At 68.6% G+C, this 16,008-nt stretch carries 12 protein-coding genes and 1 tRNA gene; 10 read left to right on the top strand and 3 right to left on the bottom strand.

Going from position 1 to position 16,008, the window contains the following annotated elements:
- Positions 1-37 precede the first annotated feature (37 nt).
- From AB0N61_RS11355 to AB0N61_RS11315, 9 genes are all read left to right on the top strand, one after another.
- Positions 38-1,813 (top strand): ABC transporter ATP-binding protein, encoded by a 1,776-nt coding sequence (locus AB0N61_RS11355; RefSeq protein ID WP_363364085.1) that lies wholly within the window; start codon positions 38-40, stop codon positions 1,811-1,813.
- A gap of 28 nt (positions 1,814-1,841) precedes the next feature.
- A complete protein-coding gene (locus tag AB0N61_RS11350; protein WP_167945585.1) occupies positions 1,842-2,933 on the top strand; it encodes a Gfo/Idh/MocA family oxidoreductase in 1,092 nt (363 codons plus the stop codon).
- On the top strand, positions 2,930-3,856 hold the full coding sequence (locus AB0N61_RS11345) for a hypothetical protein (RefSeq protein ID WP_363364083.1): 927 nt from the start codon (positions 2,930-2,932) through the stop codon (positions 3,854-3,856). The genes AB0N61_RS11350 and AB0N61_RS11345 overlap by 4 nt, the downstream gene beginning before the upstream one ends.
- A 161-nt stretch (positions 3,857-4,017) precedes the next feature.
- The gene (locus AB0N61_RS11340; protein ID WP_167945589.1) at positions 4,018-5,313 is read left to right on the top strand and encodes an extracellular solute-binding protein; all 1,296 of its coding nucleotides are present in this window, start codon (positions 4,018-4,020) and stop codon (positions 5,311-5,313) included.
- A gap of 67 nt (positions 5,314-5,380) precedes the next feature.
- A complete protein-coding gene (locus tag AB0N61_RS11335; RefSeq protein ID WP_363364080.1) occupies positions 5,381-6,382 on the top strand; it encodes a sugar ABC transporter permease in 1,002 nt (333 codons plus the stop codon).
- Positions 6,379-7,284, top strand: a complete 906-nt coding sequence (locus AB0N61_RS11330; RefSeq protein ID WP_167945593.1) for a carbohydrate ABC transporter permease — start codon at positions 6,379-6,381, stop codon at positions 7,282-7,284. The genes AB0N61_RS11335 and AB0N61_RS11330 overlap by 4 nt, the downstream gene beginning before the upstream one ends.
- 2 nt (positions 7,285-7,286) lie before the next feature.
- Positions 7,287-7,964 carry a hypothetical protein gene (locus AB0N61_RS11325; protein WP_363364077.1) on the top strand — a complete coding sequence of 226 codons (678 nt, stop codon included), beginning with the start codon at positions 7,287-7,289 and terminating at the stop codon, positions 7,962-7,964.
- Positions 7,965-8,006: 42 nt separating this feature from the next.
- A complete protein-coding gene (locus tag AB0N61_RS11320; RefSeq protein WP_363364074.1) occupies positions 8,007-9,014 on the top strand; it encodes a LacI family DNA-binding transcriptional regulator in 1,008 nt (335 codons plus the stop codon).
- 215 nt (positions 9,015-9,229) lie between these two features.
- Positions 9,230-9,318, top strand: a tRNA-Ser gene (locus tag AB0N61_RS11315).
- Positions 9,319-9,360: 42 nt separating this feature from the next.
- Here AB0N61_RS11315 and AB0N61_RS11310 read toward each other — a convergent pair.
- The 3 genes from AB0N61_RS11310 to AB0N61_RS11300 all read right to left on the bottom strand — a co-directional run bounded on the left by AB0N61_RS11310 (position 9,361) and on the right by AB0N61_RS11300 (position 13,692).
- Positions 9,361-9,801, bottom strand: a complete 441-nt coding sequence (locus AB0N61_RS11310; RefSeq protein WP_363364072.1) for a hypothetical protein — start codon at positions 9,799-9,801, stop codon at positions 9,361-9,363.
- Positions 9,802-9,826: 25 nt separating this feature from the next.
- Complete coding sequence (locus AB0N61_RS11305) at positions 9,827-12,445, bottom strand: excinuclease ABC subunit UvrA (protein ID WP_363364070.1); 2,619 nt, start codon at positions 12,443-12,445, stop codon at positions 9,827-9,829.
- Positions 12,446-12,579: 134 nt separating this feature from the next.
- Positions 12,580-13,692 carry an ROK family transcriptional regulator gene (locus AB0N61_RS11300; protein ID WP_363364068.1) on the bottom strand — a complete coding sequence of 371 codons (1,113 nt, stop codon included), beginning with the start codon at positions 13,690-13,692 and terminating at the stop codon, positions 12,580-12,582.
- Positions 13,693-13,793: 101 nt separating this feature from the next.
- Here AB0N61_RS11300 and AB0N61_RS11295 point away from each other — a divergent pair, with 101 nt between their 5' ends.
- Positions 13,794-15,962: an alpha-galactosidase gene (locus AB0N61_RS11295; protein WP_363364066.1), complete on the top strand. Its 2,169-nt coding sequence runs from the start codon at positions 13,794-13,796 to the stop codon at positions 15,960-15,962.
- The last annotated feature ends 46 nt before the right edge of the window (positions 15,963-16,008 follow it).

The raw sequence follows: 16,008 nt of genomic DNA, 5'->3' as shown, positions 1-16,008 counted from the left end.
GCTTCCCAGACGGGTGCGCTGACTCTACGATAGGACCATGGCACAGAAAGCGCTTTCCCATCCGGCCGCGCTCATCGACGGTGATCACCCCACCCGGTCTGTGCTGCGCCTGGTCGCCCGTCGACCCTGGAGGTTGACCTTCGCGATCGCCGCCTTCGCGATCAAGGAGATCCCGCTCTGGTTCCTCCCGGTGATCACCGCCGCGATCATCGACGTGGTGGCGAGCGACGGTGATGTCGCCGAGGTGCTGTGGTGGTTCGCCCTGGCTGCTGTGCTGCTGCTGCAGAACTACCCGAACCACATCATCTACACGCGCAACTTCATGACGGTGGTGCGAGACCTGGGTGCCGACCTCCGCAACGCCCTCACGGCGCGACTGCAGAGCCTCTCGATCGGGTACCACACGAGGATGAGCTCCTCGATCGTGCAGACGAAGGTGGTGCGAGACGTCGAGAACGTCGAGCTCATGCTGCAGCAGGTCACGCATCCGCTGCTGTCGTCGACCATGGTGATGCTCGGTGCACTCAGCATGACGGCAGTCACCGTGCCGCAGTTCCTTCCCGTCTACGCCCTCGCGGTGCCGATCGCCATCGGCATCCGCTACGGCATGCGCAATCGATCGCAGCGTCGCAATGAGGTGTTCCGGCGCGAGATCGAGACCCTGTCGGCCCGCGTCGGCGAGATGGCATCGCTGATCCCGGTAACGCGAGCTCACGGACTGGAGGAGACGGCGATCAACCGCGTCGCGGGCGGCGCCGATGGAGTCCGCCGCGCCGGACTCGACCTCGACCTGCTGAACGGCAGGGTGGCCTCGATCTCATGGGTGGCGATGCAGCTGCTGGGGGTCGCGTGTCTCATGCTCGCTGCGGTGTGTGCGCTCACCGGCTTCCTCCCGATCACGCCGGGCGAGGTCGTGATGCTCTCGAGCTACTTCACGCTGCTGACCGGCGGGCTCACGCAGCTCCTCATGCTCATCCCGGTCGGTGCCCGAGGTCTCGAGTCGGTGCGCTCGATCGCCGAGGTGCTGCAGGAGCCCGACGTCGAGCAGAACTCCGGCAAGCGCGTCGTCTCGGCCGTCGTCGGCGAGATCGTGCTCGACTCCGCGACGCATCGCTACGCGGATGCCGACGAGGACGCCCTGTTCGAGATAGATCTGCGCATAGCGCCCGGTGAGACGGTCGCGTTCGTCGGGTCGTCCGGCTCGGGCAAGTCGACCCTCCTCAATCTCGTGCTCGGCTTCGTCCGGCCGACGAGCGGTCGCATCGTGCTCGACGGCACCGACATGCAGGAGCTCGACCTGCGTACCGTGCGCCGCTCGATCTCGGTCGTGCCGCAAGAGTCGGTGCTGTTCGAGGGGTCGGTCTTCGACAACATCGCCTACGGCATGCCCGACGTCACACCCGATCGTGTCGAACAGGCTCTGCGAGACGCCAACGCGTGGGAGTTCGTGCGCGAGCAGCCGCAGGGGTGGGACACGGTGGTCGGCGAGCGCGGAGCGCGCCTCTCGGGTGGACAGCGCCAGCGTCTGGCCATCGCCCGGGCCCTCGTGCGTGATCCGCGGATCCTGCTGCTCGATGAGGCGACCAGCGCCCTCGACCCGGAATCCGAGGGGCTCGTCAAAGAGGCCCTGGAGAGACTCATGCGTGGGCGGACCACTCTGGTGGTGGCGCACCGTCTGTCGACGATCCGCCAGGCCGACCGCATCGTCGTGCTCGAGCACGGACGTATCGTCGAACAGGGCTCGCATGACGAGCTGCTCGCCGCGGACGGGCGATACGCCCGCCTGCACCTGGTGCAGAACGGCATCAGATGATCCCGACCCACCGTCCCGAGGAGGAACGATGACAGCCGAGAAGACCCTCCGCGCCGCCCTGGTGGGCACCGGGGCCGTCGCGAACGCGCACGCCCGCGCGGTCGCCGCCTACCCGCGCGCCGAACTCGTCGCGGTCGCCGACCTGAGTCGGGAGAAGGCACAGGAGTTCGCCGAGCGCTACGGCATCTCGGCCGCCTACGGCGACCTCGACGAGATGCTCGCCGCCGAGCAGCCCGACGTCGTGCTCGTCTGCACGCCGCCGGGGCCGCACCGCGCGCAGTCTCTCGCCGCGTTCGCGGCGGGCGCGCACGTGATCGTCGAGAAGCCCCCGGCACCGTCGCTCGACGAACTCGACGAGATGCGCGCAGGAGCCGTGGCCGCCGGGCGGCAGCTGGCGGTCGTCTTCCAGCAGCGCACGGGCACGGCCGCGGCGCACGTGCGAGCGCTGCTGCAGAGCGGAGCGCTCGGACGCCCGCTGGTCGCGGTGTGCCAGACGCTCTGGTTCCGCGACGCCGACTACTTCGCGGTGCCGTGGCGGGGCAAGTGGGAGACCGAGGGGGGTGGCACGACCCTGGGACACGGCATCCACCAGATCGACCTGCTCGCGCACCTGCTGGGCGACTGGTCGTCGGTGCAGGGCAGGCTCTGGCGGCTCGACCGAGAGACCGAGACCGAAGACGTGTCGACCGCGACGGTCGTCTTCGAACAGGGCGTGGTCGCGCAGCTCATCACGAGCGCCGTGTCGCCGCGGGAGGCGAGCTCCATCCGCATCGACACCCAGAAGGCCACGATCACGGTCGATCACGTCTATGGCCACGGGCATGAGAACTGGCGGATCACCCCGGCGCCGGGCTTCGAATCGGAGGCCGAGGGCTGGCGGTTCCCGGATGCCGAGGAGCGCAGCGACCACGAGCCGCTGCTGCGAGACGTGTTCGATGCTCTGCTCGACGACGCGCCTCTGCCGCCCACGGCCGACGCACCCGCACGCTCGCTCGAGATCGTGGCGGCGATCTACGCGTCGGCGACCGCGGACGGCGCGGTGATCACGCCCGAGCTGCTCGGCTCGCACCCCACGCACCGGGCCGGCTTCGCGAGCCCCGTGACCGATCTGCGGCGATGAGGGAGCTCTATCGCGATCCGGTCTACGACGGAGCCACCGACCCGCGGGTCGTGATCGACGCCGACGGGCGGTGGTGGATGTTCTACACCCAGCGCCGAGCGAGCCTCGCGGATGCCGGACCAGGGGTGTCCTGGGTGCACGGCAGCCGCATCGGGGTCGCGACGTCGGCCGACGGAGTGCACTGGCGCTATGACGGGACGCTCGAGCCCGCGGCATCCGATCTCGTCCTGGAGCCCGGCCCGCCGCCCACCGAGGTCGACCGCACGCATTGGGCCCCCGAGGTCGTCTGGGACGGCTCGCGCTGGCGCATGTATCTGACCGAGATCGACGGCATCCCCGACCGATGGCCCGGATTCGTGCGCGAGATCGTGGAGTACGTCTCCGACGATCTCCGTCGGTGGGAGCGTCGGGCGCCGCTCGCGCTGAGCAGCGATCGGGTCATCGATGCGGCCGTGGCGCGCACGCCCGACGGGCTGTGGCGTCTCTGGTACAAGGATGAGGCGGCGGACTCGGTGACGATGGTCGCCTCTTCGCCCGATCTCACGGACTGGTCGCTCGACGGCGTCGCGATCGGGGGACGCCCGCACGAAGGGCCGACGGTGTTCGAGCTCGGCGGCTTCTGGTGGATGATCGTCGACGAGTGGCGGGGGATGGGCGTGTATCGCTCCGACGACGGCATCCGCTGGACGCGTCAGGGCGATGAGGATGCCGTGATCCTCGCCGATCTGCCGAACGGGGGACATGGCAACCACGGAGCGCATGTGCGTCACGGGGCTGACATGTGGTTCTACTTCTTCGGCGCCGCCGAGGGCGCGCCGGCGCATGCGGCGACGGGCGAGCAGAGGCGTGCGGCGGTATATCGGTTGGGTCTCGACGTCGAAGCCGGGAACCTCGTCGTGAAAGACTGGAACACCCCGCGGTAATCGATGTAATCCCCTCTGAATTGCCGGTTGCGAAACGTTTCAATCTGGATTAGCGTGCAGGTAAGCGTTTTCCCCGCACGATGGAGATCGCATCCCGCACCACATGGACACAGGCGTTCCGCGGCCCTGCCGAACGAGGACGTTCATCAGAGAGGACAACGATGTTCAGCAAGAAGCGTCTGGCGGCCGCAGCGGCCGTCGCCACGAGCACCGCGCTGGTGCTCGCCGGTTGCGCCGGCGGCAGCAGCCCCGAGGGTGAGCCCACGTACGACCCCGACGAGAAGGTCACGCTCGACCTCGCCTTCTGGGGCAACGACGTCCGCGCCGACCTCTACAACCAGGCGATCGAGGCATTCAACGAGGAATACCCGAACATCACGGTGAACGCGACGTTCCTCGGATTCCCGGAGTTCTGGGAGAAGCGCCAGACCGAGGCCGCGGGCGGCGGACTTCCCGACGTCATGCAGTTCGACTACTCCTACCTGCGTCAGTACTCCGAGAACGGCCTGCTGCTCGACCTCGAGCCCTACCTCGGATCCGTCATCGACACCGACCCGCTGCCCGAGAACATCCTCGGCATCGGCGTCGTCGACGACACGACCTACGGCATCGCGACGTCCACCAACGCGTGGGCGGTCTTCACCAACCCCCAGCTGCTCGAGGCCGCGGGCGTCGAGGAGTTCGCCGGCGGCGACTGGGCCGACTACGACGAGTGGATGGGTGAGATCACCGACGCCGGCGCGGGCGAGTTCTGGGGCGGTTCCGACTGGACGGGTCGTATTCAGAACTTCGAGCTGCAGCTGCGCAGCGAGGGCAAGAACCTGTTCGACGAGGACGGCACCCCCGGCTTCGACGAAGACCGTCTGAAGGAGTTCTGGGAGTCCGGCGACGACATCCGCGACGGCGTCGTCGTTCCGCAGCAGGTGGTCGAGGAGCTCAACCCGCTCACGGCGTTCGACGCCGCCAAGAACGCCAGCGAGCTGACGTGGGACAACTTCGGTGCGGGCTACCTCGCCAACCTCGGCGAGAGCTACACCGAGCTCGGCCTCGTCGCCCCGCCGGTGACGAAGGAGGGCGCGAAGGATCTGTACCTGAAGCCCTCGATGCTGCACACGATCTCGGCCAAGACCGAGCACCCGGAGGCGGCGGCGACGCTCGTCAACTTCCTGGTCAACTCTCCCGAGTCCGGTGAGATCTTCGGCACCAACCGCGGCCTCCCCGCCTCCGAGACCGCTCTCGAGGCCGCAGAGCTCGACCCGATGAGCCAGCTCGTCAAGGACTACGAGGAGTCGATCGCCGACCGTCTCGGCGACGCCCCGCCCGTGCCGATCGTCGGCTACGGCACCCTCGAGGAGAAGTTCCGGGTGCTGGGCACCGAGCTGAACTTCGGCACCACGACGGTCGACGAGGCCGTGACGCAGTTCTTCTCCGAGATGGACGTCGTCCTCAACCAGTGATCCCGTCGGTGGGTCGGGCGGCATGCGCCCGGCCCACCGCATCCCATCCACTTCGGAAGGAGCTGTCATGAGCACGACGGCGACCAGGACGATCGTCACGGGCACGAAGTCCGGGCGAGGGCGGGCGCTGCGCAGCGGCCGCCGCCCCGAGAACGAACCTGCACGGCCCGGCCAGCGCGCACGTGTGCGGCGCGAGACCGCGACCGGCTATGCGTTCCTCACCCCGTGGCTGATCGGCTTCTTCGGTCTCACCGCCGTGCCGATGATCTACTCGCTGTACCTCTCCTTCACGAAGTACAACATCTTCCAGCCGCCCAAGTGGATCGGGCTCGACAACTACATCCGGCTCTTCACGAGCGACCCGAACTTCATCCAGTCGGCGCAGATCACGCTCGTCTACGTCTTCATCGGCACCCCGATCACCCTCGCTGCCGCTCTCGCCGTCGCGATGCTCCTGAACTACCGCGACAAGGGCGCCGGCTTCTTCCGCTCCGCGTTCTACGCCCCCTCGCTCATCGGCGGCTCGGTGTCGGTCGCGATCGTGTGGCGGGCGATGTTCTCCTCCGACGGTCCGGTCGACAGCGGGCTGCAGATCTTCGGCATCGATCTCGGCGGATGGATCGGCAACCCGAGCCTCGTGCTCCCGATGATGATCCTGCTCGCCGTCTGGCAGTTCGGCGCCACGATGGTCATCTTCCTCGCGGGGCTCAAGCAGATCCCGAAGGAGCTCTACGAAGCCGCCGAGATGGACGGCGCCAACGCCTACCGCCGGTTCCGCGCGGTGACGATCCCCATGCTCTCCCCGGTGATCTTCTTCAACCTGCTGCTGGGCCTGATCGGCGCCTTCCAGGTGTTCGCCTCGGCGTACATCATCTCGAACGGCACCGGTGGCCCCGCCGGCATGACGAACTTCATCACCGTGTACCTCTACAAGCGCGGATTCAGCGACGGCCAGATGGGCTACGCCGCGGCGATCGCCTGGGTTCTCCTCGTCGTGGTCGCGGTCATCGCCTTCATCCTCTTCCGCACCCAGAGGTCGTGGGTGCACTACTCGGGAGACGACAAATGAGCATCACCACCCCCACCACCGAGGCTGTCGTCACGGCATCAGACACGCCCCCGCGTCGCCGCATCAAGCGCAAGACCTGGCAGACCGTCATCTGGTTCATCGGACTCCTCGTCCTCACCGCGGTGGTGCTCTACCCGCTGCTGTGGCTGTTCCTGTCGACGTTCAAGCCGAACTCCGAGTTCGGTCAGAACCCCGGTCTGATCCCGCAGGCGCCGACGCTCGACAACTACGGCAAGGTCATGGAGGGCATCGCCGGAGTGCCCATGTGGCGCTTCTTCCTGAACTCGCTGATCCTCGCGGTCTCGGCCGTCGTCGGCACGGTGCTCTCGTCGGCGCTGGCCGCGTACGCGTTCGCCCGCGTGCAGTTCAAGGGACTCGGCGTGCTGTTCGCCGCGATGATCGGCACGCTGCTGCTGCCGTTCCACGTCGTGATCATCCCGCAGTACATCATCTTCAACCAGCTCGGATGGGTCGACACCTTCATCCCGCTGATCCTGCCGAAGTTCCTCGCCACCGAGGCCTTCTTCGTCTTCCTCCTCGTGCAGTTCATCCGCCAGATGCCCCGCGACATGGACGAGGCGGCGCGCATCGACGGCGCGGGACACCTGCGGATCTTCTGGTCGATCATCCTGCCGCTCATCAAGCCCGCGCTGATCACCTGCGCGATCTTCTCGTTCATCTGGGCGTGGAACGACTTCCTCGGACCTCTCCTCTACCTTACGAGCCCCGAGAACTATCCGCTGCCGATCGCGCTGCGTCTCTACAACGACCAGACCTCGTCGTCCGACTACGGCGCGACGGTCACGGCCTCGTTCGTCGCCCTCGTGCCGGTGCTGCTGTTCTTCGTGGTCTTCCAGCGCTTCCTCGTCGACGGCGTCGCCACGCAGGGACTGAAGGGCTAGCCATGTCGGTCACCAGGGCAGGACGTCAGGCGAACCGTGCGGCGACGCGTGAGGCGCGGTCGGGCGCGGGCCCCACGGTCGCCGGTGTCGAACCCGGCGTGAACCCCGGAGCGACGTCGAAGTTCGGCCTGTTCGGCGAGGTGCTCATGGTCGGGCTGCTCATGACGATCATCGCCCTCGGGGTCGTGACCGTTCCGATCGCTCTGGCTGCCGGCATCCGACACCTGCGGCGGTTCGTCGCTGCCGAAGACTCGCGCACGGCGCTGTTCTGGGACGACGTGCGCATCGGCATCCTGCCCTCGCTACGGGTGGGAGTCCCGGCTGCGGTGATCGCCGCAGTTCTCACGGTCGACGTCGTGCTCGCAGGCTCGGGCGCTCTGCCCGGGGGTGAGGCCATCGCGGTGATCGGGTGGGCAGGGCTTCTCGTCCTCGCGGTCGCCGTGCTGCTCGCGGCCGGCGCGTGGTCTCCGACGCTCGGGTGGACAGCGGCCGTGCGCGCGGTCCCCGCGACGGTCGCGGGGGATGTCGCCGGAGCGGCGTATATCGCCGCGGCCGCCGTCTTCGCCGGTGTCGTGACCTGGGCGCTCACGCCCCTCTTCATCGCCGGCATCGGTTGCGCGGCGCTCGCCGTCGTCGCCGTGCCCGCGCGTCGTCGGCGCGGAGTTCAGCCCGCGGAGTGAGAAGGTAGTCGTGGCGCACGCGCGGACGGACGGAGGCAGGCCATGGCGGTAGGGGTGAAGGACGTCGCGGCTGCGGCCGGCGTCTCGGTCGGCACCGTCTCGAACGTCCTGAATCAGCCCGAGCGCGTCTCAGCGAAGACCGTCGAGCGCGTGCAGCGCGTGATCCAGGAACTCGGCTTCGTGCGCAACGACGCGGCCAGGCAGCTGCGCGCCGGTCGCAGCCGCAGCATCGGGCTCGTGGTGCCGGACATCGGCAACCCGTTCTTCGCCGACGTCGTGCGCGGCGCGGAGGACAGAGCAGCGGATGCCGGCATGACCGTGCTGCTCGGCAACAGCGACGAGCGCGACGAGCGCCAGGTCGCGCACCTCGAGCTCTTCCAGGAGCAACGGGTCAACGGCGTGCTGCTCACCCCGGCCACCGACGACCTCTCGGCCGTGCATCGCTTCGCCACGGGCGGCATGCCGGTGATCCTTGTCGACCGCGAGGTGGAGGAGGGCGTGCTGCCCTCGGTCTCGGTCGATGACGTCGAAGGCGGGCGCCTGGCCGCCGATCACCTGCTGGCGTCGGGGCGTCGCCGTCTGGCATTCGTCGGTGGTCCGCAGTCGGTGCAGCAGGTCGCCGATCGTCTGCGCGGCGTGCAGGCGGCGGTCGCCGCGCATCCCGATGCCAGTCTCGAGATCTTCGAGCAGTCCGCGCTCACCGTGCTCCAGGGGAGGGCCGCGGGCGAGGCCATCGCAGCGCGGCCCGAGGGCTCACGCCCGGATGCCGTCTTCGCCGCGAACGACCTGCTCGCCGTCGGGCTGCTGCAGGCGTTCAGCTTCGGCTCCGGCATCCGCGTGCCTCAGGACATCGCGATGGTCGGCTACGACGACATCGACTTCGCCTCGGCGACCGTCGTACCGCTGAGCTCGGTGCGCCAACCCGCTAGGCTGCTCGGCTGGACCGGGGTCGATCTGCTGCTGAAGGAGCTCGACGGGGTCGAGCACGATCGTCGTGTGCGATTCCAGCCCGAACTCGTCGTGCGGGAGTCGAGCGGCCCCGGGGCCTGAGTCTCGATTCGTGGCTGCCCCGTCCGCTGTGCGGCATTCGCCGTGCCGTTTGCAGGACCGGGGCACGGCTGCAGGAGGATTTTGACCGGTGTGCTCCTGCATTCGTGCTCGAGTCCTGCAGATGACCCGGCCGGGGGCCTGAGTCTCGATTCGTGGCTGCCCGCCGAACCCGTTATGCTTGCAAGGTGCATCCGATCTTCACGGACCGGATGCCTGGAGACGTCGCATAGTCCGGCCGAGTGCACCACCCTGCTAAGGTGGAGTCCCCGCAAGGGGACCAGGGGTTCAAATCCCCTCGTCTCCGCAGTATGAAATCCCGATGAGAGTGTCTTTCTCGGGTCTGTGATCATCCTCCGTACGAGCCGTCGAGAACCTCGACGGTGGTGTCGGAATCGGGATACTTCACGCGGGTATCGACCTCATCATGACCGAGATCAGCGCAGATCGACGCGATCGTGTCGAGATGCTCGTTGAACGAGTCGAGGTCTGCGGGGAGGATGACCGTCTTCGCCTCGAGCTCGGGCGCGGCGTCTCCCGCGGCCGCGATCGCGTTCCGGAGGTCGCCTTCGGGGAGGGAGATCCCGTCGCGGAGGTGATCACCGGCCGTCACCAGTGCCGTCGGATCCACGGAGACCATGCTCATGTTGGCCTGGGTCGCCACGGTGTCGACCCACATGCAGGCCGAACTGTTCAGTGCGGACTTCGTGTCGTCGTCCATCGGCGGCGTGCACGCCGAGAGTGCGAGGGCGAGCAGGGCGAGGGGCACGACCGAGAATGAGCGACGCATACAGACGAGGCTAGCGAACCCGGCGTCAGACGCCGCCTCCGCGCTCGTGGGCCGCGAGGGCGGCGGCAAGGTACGACGCGGTCGTGCTTCCGCTTGCGGCGGCGACCGACTGCGGCGTCCCCTCCGCCACGACCGTCCCACCGAGGTCGCCCGCGCCGGGCCCCATGTCGATCACCCAGTCGGCCTGCGCGACGACGCGCATGTCGTGCTCGACCATGACGACGGTGTTGCCGGCGTCGACCAGGTGCTGCAGATGCACCAGCAGACGATCGGCATCGGACGGATGCAGCCCCGAGGTGGGCTCGTCGAGCAGATAGAGCGTGTCGCCGTGCTGGGCGCGGCGGAGTTCGGATGCCAGCTTCACGCGCTGCGCCTCGCCGCCGGAGAGTTCCGTCGCCGATTGGCCGAGCGGCAGATACCCGAGACCGACGTCGAGGAGGGCGTCGAGATGCCGGGTGACCTCGGCGTCGTCGGCGAAGATCGCGCGCGCATCGTTCACGCTGGTCGCGAGGACGTCGGCGATCGTGTGGCCCTCGAATTCGATCTCGAGGGTCTCGGGGTTGTAGCGGGTGCCGCCGCACGTGCCGCATGGAGCGTGGACGGTGGGGAGGAAGAGCAGCTCGACCTCGACCGTGCCCTCGCCCTTGCAGGTGGGGCATCGTCCGCTCGCCAGGTTGAACGAGAAGCGACTCGCGGCGTAGCGCCGTCTGCGTGCCTCGGGGGTCGCGGCGAAGAGTGCGCGCACACGGTCGAAGAGGCCGGTGTAGGTGGCCACGTTCGACCTCGATGTGCGACCGATGGGCTTCTGACTCACCTGCACGACGCGTCTCACGCGGCCGGCGGGACCGGAGGCGCGTCCGGTCGTCTCCGTGGTCACGGCGGACATCAGGGGGTCGGCGGCCGCGCGGTTCTGCTCGTCAGCGGACGCATCGATCGTCGCGCTGTCCAATTCACTGGCGAGGCTCTTCTGCAGCAGATCGGGCAGCGCCTGGGTGACCAGCGACGACTTGCCCGAACCCGAGACGCCCGTGACGGCGGTGAGGCAGCCGAGGGGGATGGAGACCGATACGCTGCGGAGGTTGTTCCGAGAGACATCGGCGAGTTCGAGCACGGTGTCGGGGACCCGGGGGTCGCGCAGCGGTTCGTGCGGGATCGCGTCGCGCAGCTCATCCGCGAAGAGGTAGCGCCGGGTCTGGGAGCTCTCCGCCTGCCGCAGCCCGTCGATCGGACCGGAGTAGACGATCTCGCCCCCGGTGGCGCCGGCGCCGGGGCCGATGTCGACGATCCAGTCCGCGTTCCGGATCACGTCGAGCGCATGCTCCACGAAGAACACCGTGTTGCCCGAATCCCGGAGCGAGCGGAGGATGCGCACCAGCGCTTCGCCGTCGGCGGGGTGGAGGCCGGCGGACGGTTCGTCGAGCACGAACATGACCCCGAACAGCTGCGAGAGCACCTGCGTCGCGAGACGCATGCGCTGAAGCTCGCCCGATGAGAGGGTGGGCGTCGACCGGTCCAGTGAGAGGTAGCCCAGACCGAGCTCGATGATGGGGGAGACCCGATCGTGCAGCTCGTTCACGAGCCGGTGCGCCGCAAGACGCTTCTCGGGGGCGAGGGCGCCGGCGCGGGATTCTTCTGAGCCGTCGTCGTCGAGCCGATCGAGTTCGGTCTCGAGCAGAGTCGCCAGATCGGCGAGGGGGAGCGCGGCCATCTCGGTGATGTCGAGACCCGCGAACGTCACGGCGAGCGCCTCGGGCTTCAGCCGGCGCCCGTCGCAGAGGGGACAGCGGACGCTGACCATGTAGCTCGCCGCGCGTTCGCGCATCTTCGCGCTCTTCGAGTTCGCGAAGGTGTTGAGCACGTACTGCCGCACGCCGACGAAGGTGCTCATGTACGACGGCTCGATGCCGGCCGCCACAGCCTTGCGCACAGCGGCCGGACCGCGATCGGTGAAGACCGGAACCTGAGGGGACTCCTCGGTGTAGAGCACCCATTGCCGCTGCTCTTCCGGCACATCTCGCCACGGGATGTCGATGTCGTAGCCAAGGGATATCAGGCTGTCGATGAGCTGCTTGCCGTGCCACGCCCGCGGCCACGCATCGAGCGCGCGGTCGCGGATCGTCAGTGACTCGTCGGGAACCATGAGATGCAGGGGAACGTCGTACACCTGCCCGATCCCGTGGCATCGCGGGCACGCGCCCTGCACGGTGTTCGCCGAGAAGTCCTCGGCGAACAGCGGGTCGGCTCCTGGCGGATACGTTCCGACGCGAGAGAACAGCATGCGCACGACGTTGCCGATCGACGTGGCGCTGCCGACCGTCGACCGTGCGCTGCCCGCCGTGCGCTGCTGGGGCAGGGCGACCGCCGGGGGCAGGCCTTCGATGCCGTCGACGTCGGGGATGTCGACCTGGCTGATCAGGCGCCGGGCATACGGCGCCACCGACTCGAAGTAGCGACGCTGTGCCTCGGCATAGAGGGTGCCGAATGCCAGCGAACTCTTTCCCGAACCCGAGACGCCGGTGAAGGCCACCAGCGAGTCGCGGGGGATCTCGACGCTCACGTCGCGGAGGTTGTGCACGCGGGCACCGGTCACGACGATGGAGTTCGACGTGCCAGGGTGTTTCGACGGTGGGGTCCCGCCCATCATGGACCTCTTCTCGTATCCCGCGCACAGCGGGGATGGATGCGGCGATGGCCGGCTCCATCCCACGCTACCCGGGCCCTCTGACTTCGCCGGCGACCTTGACACAGCGCGGTCGGACGACACGCAGCAACCGTGGATCAGTCGAGTCTGACGAACGCATCCTGGATGGCGACCGCGGCGGCACCTCGCGCCCAGCCCGTGAATCCGCTGTCGTCGATGTGCAGACGAACCTCCGAGGCTCGGGGGTCCCGCGACTCGAGAACTGTCGCACGGACGGTCTCCTCTGCGACGTCGAAGAGCCGCATCCCCTCACCCGCGAGCACGACGTCGGAGTAGAGCGTCAGGTTCGCCGACAGGGCGATGAGCCGGCCGAGTGCGCGGGCGCTGTCGTGCACGATGGCGGATGCCGCCCGGTCGCCGGACTCCGCCGCATCGAGGGCCTCGTCGTAGGTGAGTGGTCGGCCGAGCGCCATGGTGGCCTGGGCGGCGATGGATCCGGAGGTCAGCATCGCCTGAGAGCATCCGCGGTGCCCTTCCTGGCAGATGGGGCCGTGCGGATCGAGGGGGATGTGTCCTCCGAGCCCGATCCCCGCGTCGGGCGTGCGCACGACGCCGCCGCCGGCGACCAGTCCGTAGCCCACGCCGGCACCGATGGTGATCACGGCGAATCCGTCGAGGCCCCTGCCTGCTCCGAACCAGCGCTCCGCCTCGGTGAGGGCGATCAGGTCGTTCTCGACCCGCACAGGGAGGCCGGTCGCCCGCGCGAGCATGGTGCCGAACGGCACGTCGGTCCACTCGAGGAAGGACGCCCACTCCACCGTGGTGCCGTCGGTGATGCCACCGAGACTCACGCCGATGCCCACCGGGGGAGGGGTCGACCCCGAAACGCGCTCGACGGCGTTCTTCACCGCGTCGAGCACGTCTGCGGGCGCGTGCGACTCGAGTGCGGCGACGTGCTCGCTGATCAGGCGGGCGCGGACGTCGGTCAGCACGGCGTACACATGCTCGCCGGTGATCTTCACGCCGACGAAGCTGCCGAGATCGGACGAGATCTCCAGCGGTCGGGACGGCCTGCCCACGCCTTCGGCGACGTCATCGAGTTCGACGAGGATGCCGCGATCGACGAAGGGGCGGGTCAAGCGGGTGAGGCTGGCAGGAGAGAGGCCGAGGCGGGCGGCCAGGGCTGTGCGAGAGATGGGGCCGTGGATCAGCACGGTCTTCGCGACCGCTGCTTCGCTCTCTGATAGCACTCGCAACCCCCTCGTTTCTTTCATCATGGCATATATCAATGACTCCGGACCCCCCGCGCGCGCCCTTGACCGCCTAATTAATTCCGTGATAGAAACAATCCATGCATTCCAATGACGTGATCCTTGAACCGACGGCACCGCTGGACGTTCGCAACGCCGACGTCCTGCACCTGCGTGCCGGAGGGACCAGCGTCGTGGTGTCGATGGTCTCGCCGCCGTCGATCGTGCACTGGGGTGAAGACCTGGGCGACGCCAATTCGGCCACTCTGCGCGGCCTCGCCCTGGCGGCGACGCCCCAGCGCGTGTCCGGCGGCCTCGACGTCACGCCCGTCCTCTCGGTTCTCCCGACACCGGCCCACGGATGGCTCGGAACCCCCGGGATCGAGGGCCACCGCGCCGGCAACGGCGTGAGCATCCGTTGGGCGGTCTCGGGCGTCGACGCCACGACCGATTCCGCGCGCATCTCGCTGACCGACGACGAAGAGCGCCTTGCCGCGACGCTCGAGCTGCGGGTCGGCGAGGGCGGTCTGTTCCACCAGCGGATCACCCTCCGCAACAGCGGCACGAGCCCGTACACGGTGCAGCGGCTCACCGCGGCCTTCCCGCTCCCGTGGGATGCGACCGAGGTCCTCGACACGACCGGGCGTCATCTGCGCGAGCGCTCCCCGCAGCGTCACGACTTCACGTTCGGCAGCTACAGCCGCGACAGCCGTCGCGGACGCCCCGGCGCCGATGCGACCCTGCTGCTCTGCGCCGGGCGTCCGGGGTTCGGATTCGAGCACGGGCGCGTGCACGGCATCCATGTCGCCTGGAGCGGCAACCACACCCTGCTGGCCGAGCGCATGGTCACGGGGGAGGCGTTCCTCGCGGGCGGAGAGCTCTACGGCTCAGGCGAGATCACCATCGAGCCCGGTTCGACTCTGACGACACCCTGGATCATCGGTTCCTGGGGAGACGGCCTCAACCAGCTCTCCTGGCGCTTCCACGACGAGCTGCGGGCCCGCCCGCAGCATCCGCAGCGGCCGCGTCCTGTCACGCTGAACACCTGGGAGGCTGTGTACTTCGACCACGACCTCACCCGCCTGACCGACCTGGCGGATGCCGCCGCGGAGGTCGGCATCGAGCGGTTCGTCCTCGACGACGGGTGGTTCCGCGGACGCCGCGACGACACCTCGGGCCTGGGCGACTGGCATGTCGACGAGACGGTATGGCCAGAGGGGCTGCACCCCCTCGTCGACCACGTGCGGGCGCGAGGCATGGAATTCGGCCTGTGGGTCGAGCCCGAGATGGTCAACCCCGACAGCGACGTGGCGCGTCAGCATCCGGACTGGATCCTGCGCTCGCGCGTCGAGCTGCCACCGTCGGCACGGCAGCAGCAGGTGCTGAACCTCGCGCACCCCGACGCGTATGCCTACATCGCTGCCCGCCTGCACGCCCTGCTCGACGAGTACCCGATCGCGTACCTCAAGTGGGATCACAACCGCGACCTCGTCGATGCCGGACGCGGACCGGGCTCCGGCGCCCTGGTTCACGAGCACACGCTTGCCGCCTACCGGCTGTTTGACGAGCTCAAGGCGCAGCACCCCGGCCTCGAGATCGAGAGCTGCGCGTCGGGAGGCGCACGCGTCGACCTCGGCATCCTCGACCGCACGGACCGCATCTGGACGAGCGACTGCCTCGATCCGCTCGAGCGTCTTTCGATCCAGCGATACACCGGTCTGCTGCTGCCGCCGGAACTGATGGGTGCGCACATCACCAGCGAGACGGTGCATTCGACAGGTCGCGTCACCGACCTCGACCTCAGCGCCGCGATCGCCCTGATCGGACACTTCGGCATCGAACGTGACATATCGGTCGCCGATGACGCCGACCGCACGCGCATCGCCGCCTGGGTCGACTATGCCAAGCGCATCCGACCGCTCATCGCCACCGGCCACGTCGTGCACGTCGATGGCACGGACGACGGCATCGACGTGCGCGGGATCGTGGCCGCCGACGCCTCCGAAGCCGTCTTCACCATCACTCAGGAGACCACCTCGGTCGCGTACCCCGCCGGCCGTGTGCGGTTCCCCGGTCTCGACCAGGACCGCACCTACCGCGTCTCGATCGCCGCTCCCGCCGGAGCGCGCCCCGACGCCGGACAGTCCGAGCTGCTCTGGGCGCTGCAGGGCGTCGAGCTCACCGGACGCCAGCTCGCCGTGGCAGGCATCCGTCCCCCCGTTCAGTACCCCGGTCGAGCGACCGTGGTCGAGATCACCACCGACAACTGACCCGGGCCGGTCTCGGCCGGCTCGCACTCGCGCAAGGAGGCGCAGC

This window comes from Microbacterium sp. NPDC089320, from assembly GCF_040684875.1.
Lineage (GTDB): Bacteria > Actinomycetota > Actinomycetes > Actinomycetales > Microbacteriaceae > Microbacterium.
Note: the sequence above shows the minus strand (reverse complement) of the source record. Positions and strands in the feature narration are given on the sequence as shown.

Bases quoted from the DNA above. Each gene is read 5' to 3' on its own strand.
- AB0N61_RS11355 (WP_363364085.1), top strand. From the start codon at position 38: ATGGCACAGAAAGCGCTTTCCCATCCGGCCGCGCTCATCGACGGTGAT.
- AB0N61_RS11350 (WP_167945585.1), top strand. From the start codon at position 1,842: ATGACAGCCGAGAAGACCCTCCGCGCCGCCCTGGTGGGCACCGGGGCC.
- AB0N61_RS11345 (WP_363364083.1), top strand. From the start codon at position 2,930: ATGAGGGAGCTCTATCGCGATCCGGTCTACGACGGAGCCACCGACCCG.
- AB0N61_RS11340 (WP_167945589.1), top strand. From the start codon at position 4,018: ATGTTCAGCAAGAAGCGTCTGGCGGCCGCAGCGGCCGTCGCCACGAGC.
- AB0N61_RS11335 (WP_363364080.1), top strand. From the start codon at position 5,381: ATGAGCACGACGGCGACCAGGACGATCGTCACGGGCACGAAGTCCGGG.
- AB0N61_RS11330 (WP_167945593.1), top strand. From the start codon at position 6,379: ATGAGCATCACCACCCCCACCACCGAGGCTGTCGTCACGGCATCAGAC.
- AB0N61_RS11325 (WP_363364077.1), top strand. From the start codon at position 7,287: ATGTCGGTCACCAGGGCAGGACGTCAGGCGAACCGTGCGGCGACGCGT.
- AB0N61_RS11320 (WP_363364074.1), top strand. From the start codon at position 8,007: ATGGCGGTAGGGGTGAAGGACGTCGCGGCTGCGGCCGGCGTCTCGGTC.
- AB0N61_RS11310 (WP_363364072.1), bottom strand. From the start codon at position 9,801: ATGCGTCGCTCATTCTCGGTCGTGCCCCTCGCCCTGCTCGCCCTCGCA.
- AB0N61_RS11305 (WP_363364070.1), bottom strand. From the start codon at position 12,445: ATGATGGGCGGGACCCCACCGTCGAAACACCCTGGCACGTCGAACTCC.
- AB0N61_RS11295 (WP_363364066.1), top strand. From the start codon at position 13,794: ATGCATTCCAATGACGTGATCCTTGAACCGACGGCACCGCTGGACGTT.